Annotated in this window: 17 protein-coding genes and 1 pseudogene; 4 read left to right on the top strand and 14 right to left on the bottom strand. The window is 74.0% G+C overall.

The features are described 5' to 3' along the window. Positions 1-56: 56 nt before the first annotated feature. Positions 57-725, top strand: a complete 669-nt coding sequence (locus GEV43_RS43540; protein ID WP_160826487.1) for a hemolysin III family protein — start codon at positions 57-59, stop codon at positions 723-725. Positions 726-783: 58 nt separating this feature from the next. Here GEV43_RS43540 and GEV43_RS43535 read toward each other — a convergent pair whose 3' ends face one another. The 13 genes and pseudogenes from GEV43_RS43535 to GEV43_RS43485 form a co-directional block, all read right to left on the bottom strand. Continuing rightward, positions 784-1,758, bottom strand: a complete 975-nt coding sequence (locus GEV43_RS43535; protein ID WP_160826486.1) for an N-acetylglucosamine kinase — start codon at positions 1,756-1,758, stop codon at positions 784-786. Further along, on the bottom strand, positions 1,758-3,050 hold the full coding sequence (locus GEV43_RS43530) for a 6-phospho-beta-glucosidase (RefSeq protein WP_160826485.1): 1,293 nt from the start codon (positions 3,048-3,050) through the stop codon (positions 1,758-1,760). The genes GEV43_RS43535 and GEV43_RS43530 overlap by 1 nt, the downstream gene beginning before the upstream one ends. Then, positions 3,047-3,940, bottom strand: coding sequence for a carbohydrate ABC transporter permease (locus tag GEV43_RS43525; RefSeq protein WP_160826484.1), 894 nt, complete (start codon positions 3,938-3,940; stop codon positions 3,047-3,049). The genes GEV43_RS43530 and GEV43_RS43525 overlap by 4 nt, the downstream gene beginning before the upstream one ends. Beyond that, complete coding sequence (locus GEV43_RS43520) at positions 3,937-4,971, bottom strand: sugar ABC transporter permease (protein WP_309240296.1); 1,035 nt, start codon at positions 4,969-4,971, stop codon at positions 3,937-3,939. The genes GEV43_RS43525 and GEV43_RS43520 overlap by 4 nt, the downstream gene beginning before the upstream one ends. Position 4,972: 1 nt before the next feature. Beyond that, entirely contained in the window at positions 4,973-6,301 is a 1,329-nt protein-coding gene (locus tag GEV43_RS43515; RefSeq protein ID WP_160826483.1) for an ABC transporter substrate-binding protein, read from the bottom strand. 33 nt (positions 6,302-6,334) lie between these two features. After that, positions 6,335-7,350: pseudogene (locus GEV43_RS43510) on the bottom strand (ROK family protein). Further along, positions 7,347-7,616, bottom strand: a complete 270-nt coding sequence (locus GEV43_RS52765) for a winged helix-turn-helix domain-containing protein (RefSeq protein ID WP_309240295.1) — start codon at positions 7,614-7,616, stop codon at positions 7,347-7,349. The pseudogene GEV43_RS43510 and the gene GEV43_RS52765 overlap by 4 nt, the downstream one beginning before the upstream one ends. Before the next feature lie 192 nt (positions 7,617-7,808). Then, positions 7,809-8,348 carry a DUF1707 and FHA domain-containing protein gene (locus GEV43_RS43505; RefSeq protein ID WP_160826482.1) on the bottom strand — a complete coding sequence of 180 codons (540 nt, stop codon included), beginning with the start codon at positions 8,346-8,348 and terminating at the stop codon, positions 7,809-7,811. A gap of 150 nt (positions 8,349-8,498) precedes the next feature. Then, positions 8,499-9,308 carry an acyl-CoA dehydrogenase family protein gene (locus tag GEV43_RS43500; protein WP_241684497.1) on the bottom strand — a complete coding sequence of 270 codons (810 nt, stop codon included), beginning with the start codon at positions 9,306-9,308 and terminating at the stop codon, positions 8,499-8,501. After that, the gene (locus GEV43_RS52760; RefSeq protein WP_241684496.1) at positions 9,203-9,727 is read right to left on the bottom strand and encodes an acyl-CoA dehydrogenase family protein; all 525 of its coding nucleotides are present in this window, start codon (positions 9,725-9,727) and stop codon (positions 9,203-9,205) included. Before GEV43_RS52760 ends, GEV43_RS43500 begins: the two co-directional genes overlap by 106 nt. Before the next feature lie 122 nt (positions 9,728-9,849). Further along, positions 9,850-10,926, bottom strand: coding sequence for a DUF3616 domain-containing protein (locus GEV43_RS43495; protein ID WP_160826481.1), 1,077 nt, complete (start codon positions 10,924-10,926; stop codon positions 9,850-9,852). A gap of 116 nt (positions 10,927-11,042) precedes the next feature. Beyond that, entirely contained in the window at positions 11,043-12,239 is a 1,197-nt protein-coding gene (locus GEV43_RS43490) for a cytochrome P450 (RefSeq protein WP_241684495.1), read from the bottom strand. A 105-nt stretch (positions 12,240-12,344) separates the two neighbouring features. After that, the gene (locus tag GEV43_RS43485; RefSeq protein WP_160826480.1) at positions 12,345-13,724 is read right to left on the bottom strand and encodes a KamA family radical SAM protein; all 1,380 of its coding nucleotides are present in this window, start codon (positions 13,722-13,724) and stop codon (positions 12,345-12,347) included. A 145-nt stretch (positions 13,725-13,869) separates the two neighbouring features. Here GEV43_RS43485 and GEV43_RS43480 point away from each other — a divergent pair, with 145 nt between their 5' ends. Together GEV43_RS43480 and GEV43_RS43475 are read left to right on the top strand one after the other, a co-directional pair. Beyond that, entirely contained in the window at positions 13,870-15,045 is a 1,176-nt protein-coding gene (locus GEV43_RS43480) for a zinc-binding dehydrogenase (RefSeq protein ID WP_160826479.1), read from the top strand. 74 nt (positions 15,046-15,119) lie between these two features. Then, positions 15,120-16,451 (top strand): DUF2252 domain-containing protein, encoded by a 1,332-nt coding sequence (locus GEV43_RS43475; RefSeq protein ID WP_160826478.1) that lies wholly within the window; start codon positions 15,120-15,122, stop codon positions 16,449-16,451. Between the two features lie 317 nt (positions 16,452-16,768). Here GEV43_RS43475 and GEV43_RS43470 read toward each other — a convergent pair whose 3' ends face one another. Beyond that, a complete protein-coding gene (locus tag GEV43_RS43470) occupies positions 16,769-16,984 on the bottom strand; it encodes a hypothetical protein (protein WP_160826477.1) in 216 nt (71 codons plus the stop codon). 132 nt (positions 16,985-17,116) lie between these two features. Between GEV43_RS43470 and GEV43_RS43465 the strand changes: the two genes are divergently transcribed. After that, positions 17,117-17,284 carry a hypothetical protein gene (locus GEV43_RS43465; RefSeq protein WP_160826476.1) on the top strand — a complete coding sequence of 56 codons (168 nt, stop codon included), beginning with the start codon at positions 17,117-17,119 and terminating at the stop codon, positions 17,282-17,284. Positions 17,285-17,340 lie beyond the last annotated feature (56 nt).

The following is a 17,340-nucleotide window of genomic DNA, read 5'->3' as shown; positions in this document are numbered from 1 at the left end:
ATTCCTGTTCGGATCCGCCGCGCGCGGGCGCGGCGCTCGGAGCGGAGGAGGTGCCGGTGCGGCGACCGGTGGAACTCGCGCAGGCCGTCAAGCCGGAGCTGCGCGGCTGGCTGCACGCCGGGGCGTTCCCGCTCGCGCTGGTCGCGGGCATGGTGCTGGTCGCGCTCGGGCCGACGCTCGCCGCGCGGCTGTGCGCGATGGTGTACGCGCTGACGTCGGCGATGCTGTTCGGCGTGTCGGCGGCCTACCACCGCGGCCGGTGGTCGCAGCGGGTGTCGGACCGGCTGCGCCGCTTCGACCACGCCAACATCTACCTCATCATCGCGGGCACCTACACGCCGTTCGCCTACCTGATCCTGGACGGCGCGGCGCGGGCGCTCGTGCTGTCGGTCGTGTGGTCGGGGGCCGTCGCGGGCGTGCTGTTCCGGGTGCTGTGGATCCGGGCGCCGCGCTGGCTCTACACGGCCCTCTACATCGGGCTCGGCTGGGTCGCGGCGTTCTTCGTCCCGCAGTTCATCAGGGGGACGAGCGTCACCGTCGCCGTGCTCGCGGCGCTCGGCGGCGTGCTCTACAGCCTCGGCGGGCTCGTGTACGGGCTGAGGCGGCCCGACCCGTCGCCGCGCTGGTTCGGGTTCCACGAGGTGTTCCACGCGCTGACCGTCGCCGCGTACGTGCTCCAGTACATCGCGGTCTCGTTCGTCATCTACCGCGCGGGAACGGTCTGAGGCCCTCCGGTCGCGTCGCGGAGGGAGGTCCGCGCGGGGGAGGGGCGGCTCTTTCCGGTCAGCGGCGGCGGGGGAACGTGGCGCGGAGGCGCGCGTAGGCGTCCGGCGGGGAGTCCCGGTGGTCGAGGGCGAGGAGCGCGGCGCCGAGGAGCGGGGGCTCGTCGGGGACGACCAGGCGGGCCCTCGGGGCCGTACGGGCGTAGCGCTCCCGGACGGCGTCCATGAGGACGGGATGGCGGGCGGCGAGGACCCCTCCGCCGAGCACGACGTCCGCCGGGACGTCCAGGAGGTCCAGGCGGCGGAGGGCGACCGTTCCGAGGAGCTCCACCTCCTCGGCCTGCCGGTGGACGAGGCGGAGCGCGACCGGGTCCCCGCCGGCCGCCGCCGCGAGGACGGCCGGGGCGAGCCCGAGCAGCCGGTCGGCGTCGAACTCGCCGCGGTGGATGCCGAGGCCCGCGTCGATGGCACGGTCCACGCCGAAGTGCCGCGCCACCGCCGCCGCGAGGGCGGTATGCGGGCCGCGGCCGTCCTCGGCGCGGACCCCGTGCCACAGCGCGGCGCGGCCGAGCTCGCCGCCCCCGCCCCAGTCGCCGGTCAGCGGGCCGAGGGAGGGGAACCGCGCGACGCGGCCGTCGGGTCCGACGCCCGCGCAGTTGATGCCCGCGCCGCACACGACCGCGACGCCCCAGCCCTCCGTCGCGGCGCTGCGGAGCAGGGCGAACGTGTCGTTCCCCGCGGTGACGGTGGGGGCGGCGCCGCGCGTGAGGAGCGCCTTCTCCAGGCGCTCCTCCTCGTCGGGCAGGTCGACGTTGGCGAGGTAGGCGGCGAGGTGCGCGACGGCGGACGCGGGCGCGCCCGCGTCCGCCAGGGCCGCGTCGAGCAGGCCCGCGAGGCCGTCGAGCGCGGCGTCCTCGCCGACCGTCTGGGGGCGGAACCCGTCGCCGCGCGCGGTCGTGAGCACCGTCCCGTCCGCCGCGAGGACGGCCACGTCGGTCTTGCTGTTGCCGCCGTCGGCGGCGAGCAGCACGTCCATCAGGCGGCCCAGGGGAGGTGGTCGCGGTTGGCGGCGACCAGGTCGCGGGCGAGCCGGTCGGCGACGTCGAGCTGCCCGACGAGCGGGTGCGCGAGCAGCGCCTTGGCGACCCGGTCGACGCCGCCGCGCAGCGCCGCGTCCAGGGCCAGCTCCTCGTACGCCGACACGTGCGCGATCAGGCCCGCGTACAGCGGCTCCATCGGCGGTACGGGCAGGGGGACGGGCCCGGAGGAGGTGATCCGGGCCGGGACCTCGATGACGGCCTCCGGCGCGAGGAACGGGAACGTGCCCCCGTTGCGGACGTTGACGACCTGGGTGTCGCCGGTGCCGCCGAGCAGCGAGGCGACGAGCTGGACGGCGGCCTCGGAGTAGTACGCGCCGCCGCGTTCGGAGAGCCGTTCCGGCTTGGTGTCCAGGGCCGGGTCGGCGTACGCGGCGAGCAGGTCCCGTTCGAGGTCGGCGACCTGCTCGGCCCGCGACCGCGACCCGCGCAGCTCCTCCACGACCCGGTCGTGCTCGTAGAAGTAGTGCAGGTAGTAGGACGGGACGGCGCCCAGCCTGCGCAGGAACGAGGCGGGCAGCGACGCCGACGCGGCCAGCTCGTCGGGATGCTCGGCCAGCAGCCGCGGCAGCACGTCCCCGCCCGCGTCGCGCCCGCCGCCGTCCTCGCCGTCCTCGCCGTCCAAGTGCACCGAGCGGACCCAGGTCAGGTGGTTGAGGCCCGCGTGCCCGAGCCGCACCCGCTCCGGCGGGACGCCCAGCAGCGCGGCCGTCCTCCGCTGCACGCCGATCGCGACGTTGCACAGCCCGGCGGCGCGGTGCCCGGCGTCCAGCAGCGCGCGCGTGACGATCCCGACCGGGTTGGTGAAGTCCACGATCCACGCGTCCGGCGCGCGGGCGGCGACGCGTTCGGCGATGTCCAGCACGACCGGGACGGTCCGCAGCGCCTTGGCGAGCCCGCCCGCGCCCGTCGTCTCCTGGCCGACGCATCCGCACGCGAGCGGCAGCGTCTCGTCGACGTGCCGGGCGGCCTGCCCGCCGACCCTGAGCTGGAGCAGGACGACCGCGGCGCCGTCGAGCGCCTCGTCCAGCCGGGTGGTCGTGCGGACCGCGCCGGGATGGCCCGCCCGCGCGAGCATCCGCGCGGCGAGGCCGCCGACGAGCGCGAGCCGCTCCCGGTCCGGGTCGGCCAGCACCAGCTCGGCGACCGGCAGCGCGGCGCGCATGCGGGCCAGCCCGTCCACCAGCTCCGGGGTGTAGGTCGAGCCACCCCCGACGACGACCAGCTTCAACCCTTCACTCCCGTCAGTGTGACGCCCCGCACGAACGCGCGCTGGGCGAGGAGGAACACGATGATCACCGGTAGCACGGTGAGGAGCGTCGCGGCCATCGTCAGGTTCCACTCGACGTTGTGCGCCGCGCGGAACGTGGCGATGCCGACGGCGAGGGGCCAGGAGTCCGGCTTGGCGTACACCAGCGGCCCGTAGTAGTCGTTCCAGCAGAAGAAGAACTGGAACAGCGCGACGGCGGCGAGCGCCGGCCGCGCCATCGGCAGGATCACCCGCACCATGGTCGTGAACTCGCCGCAGCCGTCCACCCGGGCGGCGTCGGCGTAGTCGCGCGGGATCGTCACCAGGAACTGCCGCAGCAGGAAGATCGAGAACGCGTCGCCGAACAGCAGCGGCAGGATCAGCGGCCACAGCGTCCCGGTCAGCTCGAACCGGGCCCACACGATGTACAGCGGCACGACCGTGATCTGCGGCGGCAGCATCATCGCCGTGATGACCAGCACGAACGCGACCTTGCGCCCGCGGAACCTGAAGCGCGCCAGCGCGTACGCGACCGGCACGCTCGACACCAGCATGAACACCGTGCCGAGCACCGCGTACAGCAGGCTGTTGCCGAGCCAGCGCAGCATGTCGCCGCTCAGCACCTCGGCGAAGTTGCCCCAGTGCCAGGACGTCGGCCACAGGTCGCCGCTGAGCGTCTGCTCGTCCGACATCACGGCGGTGAGGAACATGAACAGCAGCGGCGCCATGAACATGATCGCCAGCGCGATCGCGACGGCGTGCGTGCCGAACCAGATCAGCGCGCGGCGTCCGGTGGCGGCGCGCGGACGGCCCGCGGGCCCCTTCGCGCGCCCGGCCCCGGCGGCGCGGCGGTCGGCGGTGAGCAGGCTCATGACGCCTCCCCGTCGGTGAACGCGCGGAACTGCCGCAGCAGCACCAGCGTGAACAGCATCGCGACGCCGAACATCACCAGCGCCAGCACGCACGCGTAACCCATGTTGAACTGCCGGAACCCCTCGTCGTACAGCCACTGCGGGAACGTCAGCGTGGACCCGCCCGGGTAGCCGGGGACGGTCTGCGTCCCCGGCTGGTCGCTCTGGCCCGCCGCGACCTTCCCCGCCACCATCGCCTGCGTGAAGTACTGGAGGGTCTGGATGACGCCCGTGACCGCCGCGAACGCCAGCACGGGCGAGATCGTCGGCAGCGTGATGTGCCGGAACCGCTGCCACCCGTTCGCGCCGTCGATCTCGGCGGCCTCGTAGAGGTGCTTCGGGACGTCCAGGACGGCGGCCAGCAGGATGATCATCACGTCGCCGACCGCCCACAGCCCGAGCAGCGCGAGGCCCGGCTTGCTCCACTCCGGCTCGTTGAACCAGTCGGGCATCGGCAGGCCGACCATGTCGGCGAGGTGCTCGACGGGGCCGGTCCCCGGGTTCAGCACGAACACGAACGCGACCGTCGCCGACACCGGCGGCACCAGGTACGGCAGGTAGAACACCGACCGGAACACCGCGCCGCCGCGCTTCAGGTGGGTGAGGAGCTGCGCGATGCCGAGCCCGAACAGCACCCGCAGCGGCACCGTCACCGCGACCAGCCACAGCGTGTTGCGCATCGCGTGCCAGGCGTCCTCGTCCTGGAACAGGAACCGGTAGTTGGTGAGCCCGACGTACTCCAGGTTGAACAGGTCGTACCGGGTGAACGAGAAGTACACCGTGGCCAGCAGCGGGTACCCGAAGAACATCGCGAAGCCGATCAGCCACGGCGACAGGAAGGCCAGCACGCGCAGCCGCCGCCGGCGGCGCGCCCGCGCCCCGATCGCGCTCCACCCGCCGCGCGCGCCGGGTCCGCCGCCGGGCCCGCCGTCGCCGCGCTCCCCGCGGCGCCGTTCCCGGCCGGCCGCGGTCCAGGCAGCCAGGCCCGTCACCTCAGCCGCCCGCCAGCTTCAGCGCCTTGTCGACCTTCTCGTCGAGCGCCTTCAGCGCCCGCGCCGGGTCCTGCGCCTTGCCGGGCTCCCACTCGTCCTGCACGAACTTCTGGAGCTGGACGAGGTAGTCGCCGCCGTTCGGGCTGGACGGGCTGGTGGTCGTCCCCGGGTGCTTGAAGACGTTGAGGAACGTGCCGAACTGGGCGGGCAGCCGCAGGTCCGGCGACGACAGCGCCTGGAGCGTGCTCGGGACGTTGCCGAGCGCGTTGGCGAGCGTGACGAGCGAGCCGGTGTCGGTCGTCAGGTAGCGGACGAACTCCCAGGCCGCGTCGGCGTGCTTGGAGCCGCGCGGGATGCCCATGATCGTGCCGAGCGTGAACCCGCCGCCGTACTGCGCGGCGCGGGCGTCGGAGACGGGCGGCGGCGCGGTCCCGTAGTCCAGGCCGGGCGCCTCCTTCTCGATGAACTTGGTGCGCCACTCGCCGTCCACGGCCATGGCGACCTTGCCCTTCTGGAACGGGTTGGACGCCTCGAACTCCTGGCCCATCGTCCGCATGAACCGCTTGGCCTCGTCGTAGCCGTACCAGTCGAGCAGGTCCTTCTCCCACTTCAGGTACTCGGTGAACGCCGGGTCGCGGGAGAAGTTGGCCTTGCCGTCGGCGCCGAGCCACTTGACGCCGAAGCTCGTCGCGATGTGCTGCGGGGTGTGCTCGTAGTACTGCACCGACGGCATGAACCCGGCGACCTTGATCCTCCCGTCCCGGTCGCGCACCGTGAGCTTCTTGGCGAGCGCCGCGAGCTCGCTCATCGTCTTCGGCGGCGCGTTGCCCTTCATCAGCTTCTTGTTGAAGTACAGCCCGTACGCGTCGGCGAGCAGCGGCAGCGCGCACCGCTTGCCGCGGAACTGCGTGTAGTCCTGGACGGCCTTCGGGAAGATGTTCAGGTCCACCCCGGACTTCTTCAGCCGCGGCGTCAGCTCCTGCCACGCGCCGCTCTGGCAGAACTGCCCGAGGTTGTCGGTGGTGAACGAGGCGACGACGTCGGGCGGCGTGCCGCCCCGGATCGCGTTGGTGATCTGGTCGTCGGTCTGGTTGCCGGTGACCTTCACGGTGATGTTGGGGTGCAGTTTGCGGAAGCCGTTGACGGCGTCCTCGAACCCCTTCACCTCGTGGTCGGCGCTCCAGCCGTGCCACACCTGGATCGTCTGCTTGTCTTCGGCCTTCGGGCCGCCGTCGTCGGAACCGCCGCCGCCCGCCGTGCAGGCTGACGTGAGGCCGAGCGCCGCGGCGGCGATGGCCGCCGCGATCCGGCGCGGTGTGGTGGTGCGCACTCCGGTTCTCCTTCGGGGAGGGGGGTGAACGGGTCAGGCGGTGGAGAAGACCTCGTCGCGGGTCTCTCGCAGTGCTTGCTGGAGCGCCCCGGCCAGCACCGGGTTGCCCCGTACGGAGCTGAGCCGCACCGCGGGGCGCGGGATGGACAGCGAGTGGAGCTGCCGCTCGACCCGGGCGCGCAGCGGCTCGCCGCCCGCGCGCAGCACGTCGCCGGTGAGCACGACGAGCGCCGGGTCGATCACGGCGACGACGGTGGCGAGCGTCGCCCCGAGCCGTGTCGCGAGCTCCCGCAGCGCCTCCCCGCCGCGCCCCGCGCCGCCGTCCTCGCCGTGCCCGTGCGGCCCTGTCTCGCGCGGCCCTCCCGCGTGCCGCGCGCCGGCGTGCCGTGCGTCGGGACGGGCCGCGCCGTCCTCCGCCTCGGCGTCCGCGGCGGCGCGGGCGAGGGCGGAGGCGGCGTCGCGGCCCCGGTACCCGTGCTCGCGCATCAGCCGCAGCACCGCCGCGCCGCCGGTCAGGCTGTGCACGCCGCCGGTGTGCGTGCGCCGGACGTCGCGCATCAGCGGCGCGCCGACCGCGGGCATGTAGCCGATCTCGCCCGCGCCCCCGGTTGCGCCGCGGTGCAGCGCCCCGTTCAGCACCACGGCCATGCCGACGCCGTCGGCGACCCACAGCAGCACGAAGTCGCGGACGCCGGCCGCCTCCCGCCGGCCTGCTCGGCGAGCGCGGACAGGTTCACGTCGTTCTCGATGCGGACCCGGACGCCGAGGCCCTCCGACAGCGTCCCCGCGACGTCCGGCACGTGCCAGCCGGGGATGTGCGCCGCGTACCCGAGCCTCCCCGTGCCCGGGTCGACCGCGCCCTGGATGCCGATCACCGCGCGGCGCAGCCTCGCCCGCGCGAGCCCGGCCGCCTCCGCCGCGCCGTCCAGCGCGGCGCCCGTCCGGGCGACGATGTCGACGCCCGTCCGCTCCGGCGTCGGCAGCGTGTGCTCGGCGACGGTCGTCCCGGCGAGGTCGGCGACGGCGACGCGGATCCGCGCGGGCGTCACGTCCACCCCGGCGACGTGCGCGGCGGCGCCGTTGATCCGGTACAGCTCGGCGGTCCGGCCCGGGAGCCCTCCCGCACGCCGTCCTGGACGACCAGTCCGGCCTCGACCAGCCGGGCCAGCAGCTGCGAGGCGGTGGGCTTGGAGATCCCGGTCAGGTCCGACAGCCGCGGGCGGGTCAGCGGCCCCTCGGCCAGCAGGGCCTCCAGGGCGGCGCGGTCGTTGATGGCCCGCAGCATGCTGGGGGTCCCGGGGGTGGGCGTCGCCACGGGCGCGGTCTCCCTCCTGAGTTAAGAAAGTTTCCTAACTTGGAGGTGAAAGTAAAGAGCCCTAACGAACGCGTCAAGGGTCCGCGGCTGGCCGGGACCGGCCGCCCCGAGCCCGTCACCCCCGCGCGCGGCGAGCACGGCGGAACGTCGGACGGGGCGGCAGGCGGAACGTCAGGCGGGAACGGCCGCGGTTCAGGGGGCGGCGACGATGAAGCTGGAGTTGCCGAAGCCGACCTCGTCGCCGGGGCGGACGCGGGCGGGGCCGGTGAGCCGCCAGCCGTTCACGCGGGTGCCGTTCATCGAGCCGAGGTCGGAGATCATCCAGCCCTCGCCGGCCTGGTAGATCTCCGCGTGGAACCGCGAGACGGTGAGGTCGGTGAGGATGAACTGGCAGCCGGGGGCGCGGCCGACGACGATCCGCGCCAGCCCGGCCGGCGGGAGCACGAACCGCGGCAGCCGCGGCGCGCGCCAGGCGGCCTCGATGCGCGCGGTCACCTGCGACACCGAGGAGATGATGCCGGTCAGCCGGTTGACGACGCGGCTGGCGGGCGGGAGGTCGTGCACGATGTCGGCGAGCTCGGCCTGGCTCTTGGCGCGCAGCACCTGGTCGACGCGCCGCTCGAACGTCTCGTTCGACATCCGGCCCTCGGCGACCCTGTCGCTGAGGACGCGCAGGGCCCGGTCCCGCTCCATGTCGGACGCTCTCACCGGATATGAGGGCTGACCGTCCATAGCTGTGAGTATCCAGATCCTGTCGTCGCCTGTCCAGAAGGACCCCGAGCGGAGGACGGGCGCGCGCACCCGCCCCCCGCCTACGTTCGACGCCGCCCGGTCACCGGAAGTTCGGGGCCGGTTCACCGGCCGCCGCGGGCCCTTCGCGGATCAGCGGGACAGCAGGTCGCGGGCGATGTGGGTCACCTGGATCTCGTCGGTGCCGGCGTAGATCTGGAACGACTTGGCGTCGCGCGCGAGCTGCTCCACACGGTACTCGCTCATGTAGCCGTTCCCGCCGAAGAGCTGGACGGCCTCCATCGCGACCTCGTTCGCGGCCTGCGCGGCGTACAGCTTCATCGCCGACGCCTCCGCCAGCGTCGGGGTGCGGCCGGTCCGCTGCATCTCCACGTGCCGGAACACGAGGTTCTGCACGTTCAGGCGGGCGACCTCCATCTTGGCGAGCTTGAGCTGGATGAGCTGGAAGTCGCCGATCCGCTGGCCCCACAGCTCGCGCGCCTTGGCGTACTCGACCGACAGCCTCAGGCACTCCTCGATGACGCCGAGCGCCATCGCGGCGACGCCGGCGCGCTCGGTCACGAAGTTCTGCTTGGCCGACTCGCGGCCGCCGCCCGACCCGCCGCTGAGCAGCCGGTCGGGGCCGACGCGCACGTCGTTCAGGAACAGCTCGCCGGTGGGGGAGGAGTGCAGGCCCATCTTGCGCAGCGGCCTGCTCTGCTCCAGCCCCGGCATCCCGCGGTCGAGCACGAACGTGAGGATCTCGCGGTCGCGCGGGTCGGAGCCGTCGTCCAGCTTGCAGTAGAAGACGATCGTGTCGGCGTACGGCCCGTTGGTGATGAACGTCTTGGAGCCGTTCACCACGTACTCGTCGCCGGCCTTCCTCGCGGTCGCCTGCATGCCGCCGAACGCGTCGGACCCCGAGTTGGGCTCGGTGATGGCCCACGCGCCGACCTTCTCCATGGTGAGCAGGTCGAGCCCCCAGCGCTCCTTCTGCTCGGGGTGCCCCGCTTCATGATCGTCCCGGCGGCGAGGCCGAGGCTGACGCCCATCGCGGTGACCAGGCCGGGGGAGACCTTGCACAGCTCGATGATCGGCAGCATGTTCATGGCCGCGTCGCCGCCGCCGGGCCGCTCCTCGTCGGAGCCGGACCCGCTCGCGCCGGGCCCGCCCGCGCCGCCCTCGCGCTCCCTGGCCAGCCGCTTCTGGAACGACGAGCGCGCCATCTCGTCCATGCCGAACGTCTTGTAGAGGCTCCGGATGAGGTCGTACGGGGGCAGTTCGCCCGCGTCCAGGGCGTCCAGGTTGGGGCGGACCTCCGCGTCGATCCAGCCGCGCACCGCGTCCCGGATCATCAGGTCTTCCTCGGACCACTCGATCATTCTCGCCTCGCCTTTCGACTCCTGCCGGGGTTGCGCGTCCATCCTGGCAGAGGCCGAAAGCGAGCGCTTATTCGGGGAGGTCGCGGGGGTCCGGAGCGGTCGGGGTGGCCGGCCGCGCCGGGTCAGGGCGCGAGGACGACGACGTCGGCGAGGACGCCGCCGCCGGGGGTGAGCCGTTCGGCGGACGGGCTGTCGTAGACCACCAGCAGCCGCGTGCCGCCGCCCTCCGGCGCGTCCAGCACCGCGATGCCCTCGGCGTGGTCGTCGCCGTCGCCGTACGGCAGCTCGCCCAGGACCTCCAGCTCGCCCGCCGGGACGACGTCCGGGGCGTCCACCTTCGCCGCGCCCTTCCAGCGCACGACCCGCACCGGCCCGTCCAGGTCCATGGTGGGGCCGGTGAGGACGAGCAGGTCGTCGCCGTGCGGGCACAGGTCGCGGATGCCGAGCCCGCCGAGGTCCAGGAAGTGCGTGCGGTAGCGGGCGCCGTCGCCGAGGGGCCGCGGCCGCAGGCGCGCCGGGTCGTCCGGGTGCGTCTCGGGGCGGATCTCGACCAGCACCGCCCAGCCGCGCAGCACCGGCCCGCGCAGCCCGATGTAGAGCCGGTCGCCGTGCACGGCGATGCCCTCCACGTCGATGCCGTTGTCCTTGCTCGGGATCGCGAGGAACGGCGCGAGGTGCGGGTCGTCCGCCAGCAGGTCGGTGATCGAGTCGCCGTGCCCGCCGAGCACCGCGGCGGTGCGGTCCCCGTCCTCGGCGACCGCCTCCGGCAGTCCGTCGCCGCCGGTCACCAGGGGGAGCCTCGCGAGGACGAACCGGTTGTCCTCGCGGACGACCGTGGCGAGCCGCTTGCGGGCCTTGCCCTCGGACTGGCCCGGCTTGATCTTCTTGCGCTTGAGGCTGTGCGAGCCGATCGCCCACAGCCAGCCGCCGCCGCGCGCGAGGCCCTCGATGTCGGCCTCCTCGTCGCGGCCGGCGGGGAGCGGGACCAGGTCGGCGAGCGCGACCGTGCGCTGCGCCCCGTACCCGGCGAGCCGCCCCCGCTCGTCGGTGCGCGCGGTGAGCCGCTCGACGGTGGCCGTCTCGTCGCCGGCCACCCACAGGCAGCGGCCGTCCTGCCGCACGGCCGACAGGTTGGTGTGCGTCCCCGCTTCCCGGCTGTCGCGCCCGAAGCTGAGCTCGACCCGGCGTTCCACGATCATGCCCGGCATCGTCCCACAGAACGGCCCGTACGGGACGCGCCGCCGGTGCACCGGACGGCCGGGGGCACCGGACGGCCCGGGGGACCGGGACGGCCGGGCGTCCGGGGGACGTTCGCTCAGACGTCCCAGACGACGTGCAGCTCCGTCGGCTTGCGGAAGACCAGCCCGCGCGCCGCGGCGTCGCGGTCCGGATCGAGGCGCAGTCCGGGCAGCCGTTCGAGCAGCGCGGCCAGCGCGGTGCGCGCCTCCAGCCGCGCCAGGTGCGCGCCGAAGCAGAAGTGCGGCCCGTGCGCGAACGCCAGGTGGTCCGCCGCGTTCGACCGCCGCACGTCGAACAGGTCGGGCTCGGGGAACACCGCCGGGTCGCGGTTGGCCCCGGCGATCGACACCCGCACCAGGTCGCCCTTCCGGACGGGCGCCCCGCCGATCTCCACGTCGCGGGTCGCGTACCGGTCCACGACCGACGCCGACGGCTCCAGCCGCAGCGACTCCTCGATCGCGTTGTCCAGCGGCGCGCGGTCGGCCCGGACGGCGTCCAGGCCGGCCGGGTCGCCCAGCAGGTGCAGCGCCGCGTTGGCGATCATGCCCTCGGTGGTGTCGATGCCGCCGAACATCAGCACCGCCGCGTTCGACACGACCTCCGCGGGGGTCAGGCCCTCCTCCTGGTGCGCGGCCTCGGCCAGCAGCGAGGCCGAGCCCGGCACGGCGATCGCGGCCTCGACCGCCTCCCGCAGCCGCCCGTACGCCTCGCGGCTCGGCTCCGGGACGCCGCCGCCCGCGGTGAGCTCGGACACCGCGTCGACGAACGTGCCGTACCAGGAGCGGATCGTCGCGGCGTCCACCCCGTCCAGCCCGAGCGCCTCGGCGACGACGCCGACCGCGAGCGGCCCGGCGAACGCGCCGCGCAGCTCGGCCCGGCCCGCCGGGGCGAGCCCGGTGACGAGCCGTTCGACCTCGGCCTCGACGAACGCGGTGAACCGCTCGCGGGTGCGCGCCGGGCGGAACGGCCGCGCGAACGGCTCGCGGTGCCGGGTGTGCGTGCGGCCGTCCAGGGACAGCATGCTCGGCCCGACCAGCCGCGAGGTCGAGAAGCGCGGGTCGTCCACGGTGAACGCCGCCGCGTCGCGCATCACCCGCACCGCGAGCGCGTGCGAGGTCACCAGCCACCCGTCGAGGGCGGGCAGCCACGACACCGGCTCGTCCGCGCGCAGCCGCGCGAGGAGCGGGTGCGGGTCGCCCTCCAGCGCGGCGACGGTCGCGGTGCGCCCGATCGGGAAACGGGAGGTCGGCTCGTCCATCACTCGAACGAGCATATCGCCACGAAACCGGCATGGATCATCGCCGCCGCGCCCGCGCGCGCCCCAGTTGATGATCTACAATGTAAAGGCGGGCGGCGATGCGCCGTCCGCCCGACGCGTCTACGCGGCCGACTCGGCCCGCCACCAGGAGCGGCCCGCCTCGGGGAGCGTGTGGATCGGGTCGTAGTACTCGTAGCGCCTGGTGAGCGCGTCGGGGTCGGACGCCTCCAGGGCGGTGCGGTAGTTCTTCGTCCAGTACGAGATGCCGCGCTCGCGGTCGTAGTCGGCGAGCTGGTGCACCCAGCGCTTGCCGACGTAGGGGACGTCGCACACGATGCGGGGGGTCGCGAAGCCCGGCAGGTAGCCCATGATCGCGTGCTGGAGCTCCTGCGCCTCCCAGACCGCGAGGCGCCAGTGCTCGCTGGAGGGGATCATGTCGCACATGTAGAGGTAGTACGGCATGATGCCGGCCTCGTCGAGCAGGGCGAACGACAGGTCGAGCAGGGCCTCGGGGGTGTCGTTGACGCCGCGCAGCAGGACGCCCTGGTTGCGGACGTCGCGGACGCCGGTGTCGAGCATGGCGCGGGCGGCCTTGGCGACCAGGGGCGTCACCGAGCCCGCGGCGTTCACGTGCGTGTGGATCGCGATGTGGACCCCGCGCTCCTGCGCCTTGGCCGCGAGGCGCTCCATGCCCGCGCGGACCTCGTCCTGGAGCCAGTGCTGGGGCAGGCCCATGAGGGCCTTGCTGGCCAGGCGGATGTCGCGGATGTTGTCGATGTCCAGGAGGGCCGACAGGAACGACTCCAGCCGCGGCCACGGTAGGTTGGCGACGTCGCCTCCGGAGACCACCACGTCGCGGACGCCGGGCGTGCGGCGCAGGTATCCGAGCATGGCCTCGTGCCGGTCGGTCGGCTTGACCGTGAACTTGTGCTTGTCGACGGACGGAGTGGAGTTGCCGACCAGGTCCATGCGCGTGCAGTGCCCGCAGTACTGCGGGCACGTGGGCAGCAGCTCGGCGAGGACCTTGGTCGGGTAGCGGTGGGTGAGCCCTTCGACCGCCCACATCTCCGCCTCGTGCAGGGAGTCGCGCGTGGCGTACGGGTGCGAGGGCCAGTCGGTGCGCCGGTCGCCGAACACCGGGATCATGTAGCGCCGCACCGGGTCGGCGTAGAACGCCTCGGTCGACGACACGTCCATGGTGTTGAGCATCTGCGGTGTGACCAGCATCGACATCGTGGCGCGTTCGGCCTGGTCGCGCTCCAGGTCGGCGTAGAACGCCTCGTCCAGCAGGCCGCCCATGACCGTGCGGAGCTGCCGCACGTTCTTGACGCAGTGGGCGCGCTGCCACTGGGCCGACTCCCACTCGGCGGCGCCGACGTCCCGCCAGCCCGGCAGGCGGCGCCAGTCGGGCTCCTCCAGGGGCCGCCGGCGGTAGGCGTACGGCTGTGGCGTGGCGGGACGGGCGGCGGCGCCCGTCCCGGGGTGCAGGGCAGTGGTCATCGTCGACCCCTCCTCGCGCAACGATTTGGTCAGACAAAAGTCTTGTATGGGGCCGACGTTACGGGAAGACTTTCGATGAAACCAGGGCGGTCCGCACATTTTGCGGTACAGCGATTCAGACATTCAGGGCGAGAGGGGACGTTGGATGACCGGCGGCGGTGCAAGAGGCGGCGTGGCGGGCCCCGCGGCGGGCGACGCGGCGGGGCTCCGGCGCGTGCTGGATCCGCCGGGGGTGCTGCCGCAGGCGGCGCGGCGGCTCGACACCGACCCCCGGATCCGCCCGGACGAGGTCCGGGTGCGCGTGGAGCGGCTCAACCTGGACGCCGCGTCGTACCGGCAGCTCCACACCGCGCACGGGGGAGACCCGGACGCGATCCGCCGCGAGGTGCTGGAGATCGTCGCCGAGCGCGGCAAGATGCACAACCCGGTGACCGGGTCGGGCGGGATGCTGGTGGGCGTGGTCGAGGAGGCGGGGCCGGAGTCGCCGCTCGGGCTGCGGCGCGGCGACCGGATCGCGACGCTGGTGTCCCTCACCCTGACGCCGCTCGCCATCACCGACGGGCTGGCGCGCTGGGACGGTCTGTCGGAGCAGGTCCCGGCGGAGGGGCACGCGATCCTGTTCGCCCGTTCGATCGCCGCCGTCCTGCCCGACGACCTGCCGGTGCCGCTCGCGCTGTCGGTCATGGACGTGTGCGGCGCGCCCGCGCTCACGCACCGCGTGGTGACCCGCGCCGCCGAACGGCCCGACGCCGAACGGCCGCCGGTCCAGCGGCTCGCCGCCGAGCGGGCCGCCGTGGCGTCGGCGGCCAGGCGCGGCGGCGAGCGCGCCGCCGGGCGTCCGGGGCCGGTCGTGGCGGTGCTGGGCGCGGCGGGCAAGAGCGGGTCGCTGTCGCTGGCCGCCGCGCGCCGCGCCGGGGCGGGCCGCACGATCGGGCTGGTCCCGACGCAGGCGGAGGAGGAGGCGCTCGCGGCGACGGGCCTCGCCGACCGGGTCGTACGGGCCGACGCGCGGGACCCGGTGGCGGTGGCGGCGGCGATCGGGGAGCCCGCCGACGTGACGGTGGTGTGCGTGGACGTGCCGGGGTGCGAGCACGGCGCGATCCTCGCGACGGCTCCGGGCGGGACGGTGGTGTTCTTCTCGATGGCGACGTCGTTCCCGGCGGCGGCCCTCGGCGCGGAGGGGCTGGCGGCCGACGTGACGATGCTGATCGGCAACGGGTACGTGCCGGGCCACGCCGAGATGGCGCTCGGGCTCGTCCGGGAGGTGCCGGAGGTTCGTGGGCTGTTCACCGCCCGGGTGGGTGCGGATTCGGCAGAATGACCCGGAACGCCGCACCGCGCGGGCCGGTGGCGCGCGCGGTGCGGCGACGTCCGTTCATCGAGGGAGAGGGCCAGATGGCGAGCATCACCGAGGACCTGCGGCGGCGGGACCCGAAGGACCGGCGGGCGCAGATCGTGGACGTGCTGGTCGGGGCGTTCTCGGACCTGATGGAGCGCAGCCCCGCCGAGTTCCGCCGCCGGTTCCGCAAGATGGCCTCGGACCCGTTCGCGTTCTACCGGGGCAGCGCGTGCCTGTTCTACGCCGACATCGTGGACGACGAGGACCCGTGGGCCGACGAGCGCACGAGCCGCGTCTGGATCCAGGGCGACCTGCACGCGCAGAACTTCGGCACGTACATGAGCGACGGCGGGGTGTTCGTCTTCGACGTCAACGACTTCGACGAGGCGTACGTCGGGCACTTCACCTGGGACGTCAAGCGGCTGGTGGCGAGCCTGGCGCTGCTGGCGTGGAGCAAGGCGATCTCCGACTCCGACATCCGGCGGCTGATCGAGACGTACGTGCGGGCCTACGTCGACCAGGTGCGGGTGTTCGCGGAGCACGAGGGCGACGACGGGTTCGCGCTGACGCTCGACACGACCGACGGGTACGTGCGGGACGTGCTGATCGCCGCGCTGTCGTCCACGCGGGTCAAGCTGCTGGACAGCATGACGCTGGTGGACCAGCACGAGCGGCGGTTCCGCGCGCGCACGGGCGTGCGGCGGCTCGGCGAGGGCGAGCGCGCGAAGGTCGAGGCGGCCTACCAGGAGTACCTGAGGACGATCCCTGAGGAGAAGCGGTTCGGGTCGCTCACCTACGGGGTGAAGGACATCGTCGGCGCCTCGGGGTTCGGGATCGGCTCGGCCGGGCTGTCGGCGTACAACCTGCTGGTGGAGGGCCACAGCCAGGCGCTGGAGAACGACGTGGTCCTGTCCATGAAGCAGGGCAACGTCGCCGCGGCGAGCCGCGTGGTCGACGACGCGCGGATCCGCGACTACTTCGAGCACCACGGGCACCGCACGGCGGTGTCGCGGCGGGCGCTCCAGGCCAACACCGACCCGTGGCTCGGCCACACGCAGATCGACGGGGTCGGCTACGTCGTCCAGGAGCTGTCGCCGTACGAGGAGGACCTGGACTGGTCGGGCCTGACCGAGCCGGACGAGATGCTGTCGGTGCTGGACGACCTCGGCCGCGCCACCGCCAAGATCCACTGCGTGTCGGACAGCGACTCCGACCACACCCTGGTCGGCTTCCAGGTCGAGGACGCGATCAGCGCGGTGATCGGCGCGGACGAGTCCGCCTTCGTGGAGGCGATGGTCGCGTTCGGGATGGAGTACGCGTCGGTCGTCCGCGACGACCATCGCCTCTTCGTCGACGCGTTCCGCAACGGCGAGATCCCCGGACTCTGACCGTCCGCCGCCCGGGACCGGCCGCGCCGCGCGCCGGTCCCGGACGCGCGCCGTTCAGCGGGACCGCGGCGCGCCGCCGGCGCGCCTTGACCTCGACCGCGGTGGAGGTTCCATGCTGGTGGCCTCGCTCGTCGTCGCGTGTCGGAGGAGGCCACGGTGGTGCAGGTCGACGAGGGCAGGGCGCCCGATCCCGCCGATGCCGCGTTCCTGGTGCTGGGCTCCTGGAAGGCCGGCGCGCCTGACCGGCAGCGGGCCGCCGCGGCCGCGATCGGGCGCGCGTGGCGGGCGCGGCCCTGGCCCGGGGACGGGCTGCGCGGCTACGGGCTCCTGGCGTGCGACGACGGGACCACGCTGGCGCACCTGTCGCCGGCCGACGCGCCGGACGCGGCCGCCGGGCAGGACCCGTCGTGGAAGGGGGAGGTCGACGCGGCGGTGCCGGGCATCGAGCGGGCCGGGGTGGTCGCCTGGCGGCGGCACCGCAGCACCCCGTCCCACCGGGACCCGGCCGAGGCCGGGTGCGCGGTGCTGGTCACCCGCACCTTCGACGGTCCCGACCCCGACCGCGCCCGGGACCTGGTCGACGCCCTGTTCACCGCCGGCGACAAGGTCCCGCCGCCGACGGGCTGGTCGCCGCGCACTTCTACCTCGGCCTGGACGGCGCGCAGGTGCTCAACTACGCGCTGTGGACCTCGTCCCAGGCCCACCACGACGCCGTCGCCCACCGCCCGCCGCGACTGGCCGACGACTCGGACTGGCAGCACGCCCACACCGTGCCCGGACTGCGCTCCACGACCGTCCAGCGCTTCGAGCCGCTGCTGCTCCTGCGGCCCTGAGAGCCGCGTGGTCGGACGGCCGGATGGGGCGGGCCCCACCCGGAGGGGGTGGGGCC

Source organism: Actinomadura sp. J1-007 (assembly GCF_009793335.1).
In the GTDB taxonomy this organism is placed as follows: Bacteria; Actinomycetota; Actinomycetes; order Streptosporangiales; family Streptosporangiaceae; genus Spirillospora; species Spirillospora yumaensis.
This window is presented reverse-complemented; position numbering and strand designations above follow the sequence as displayed.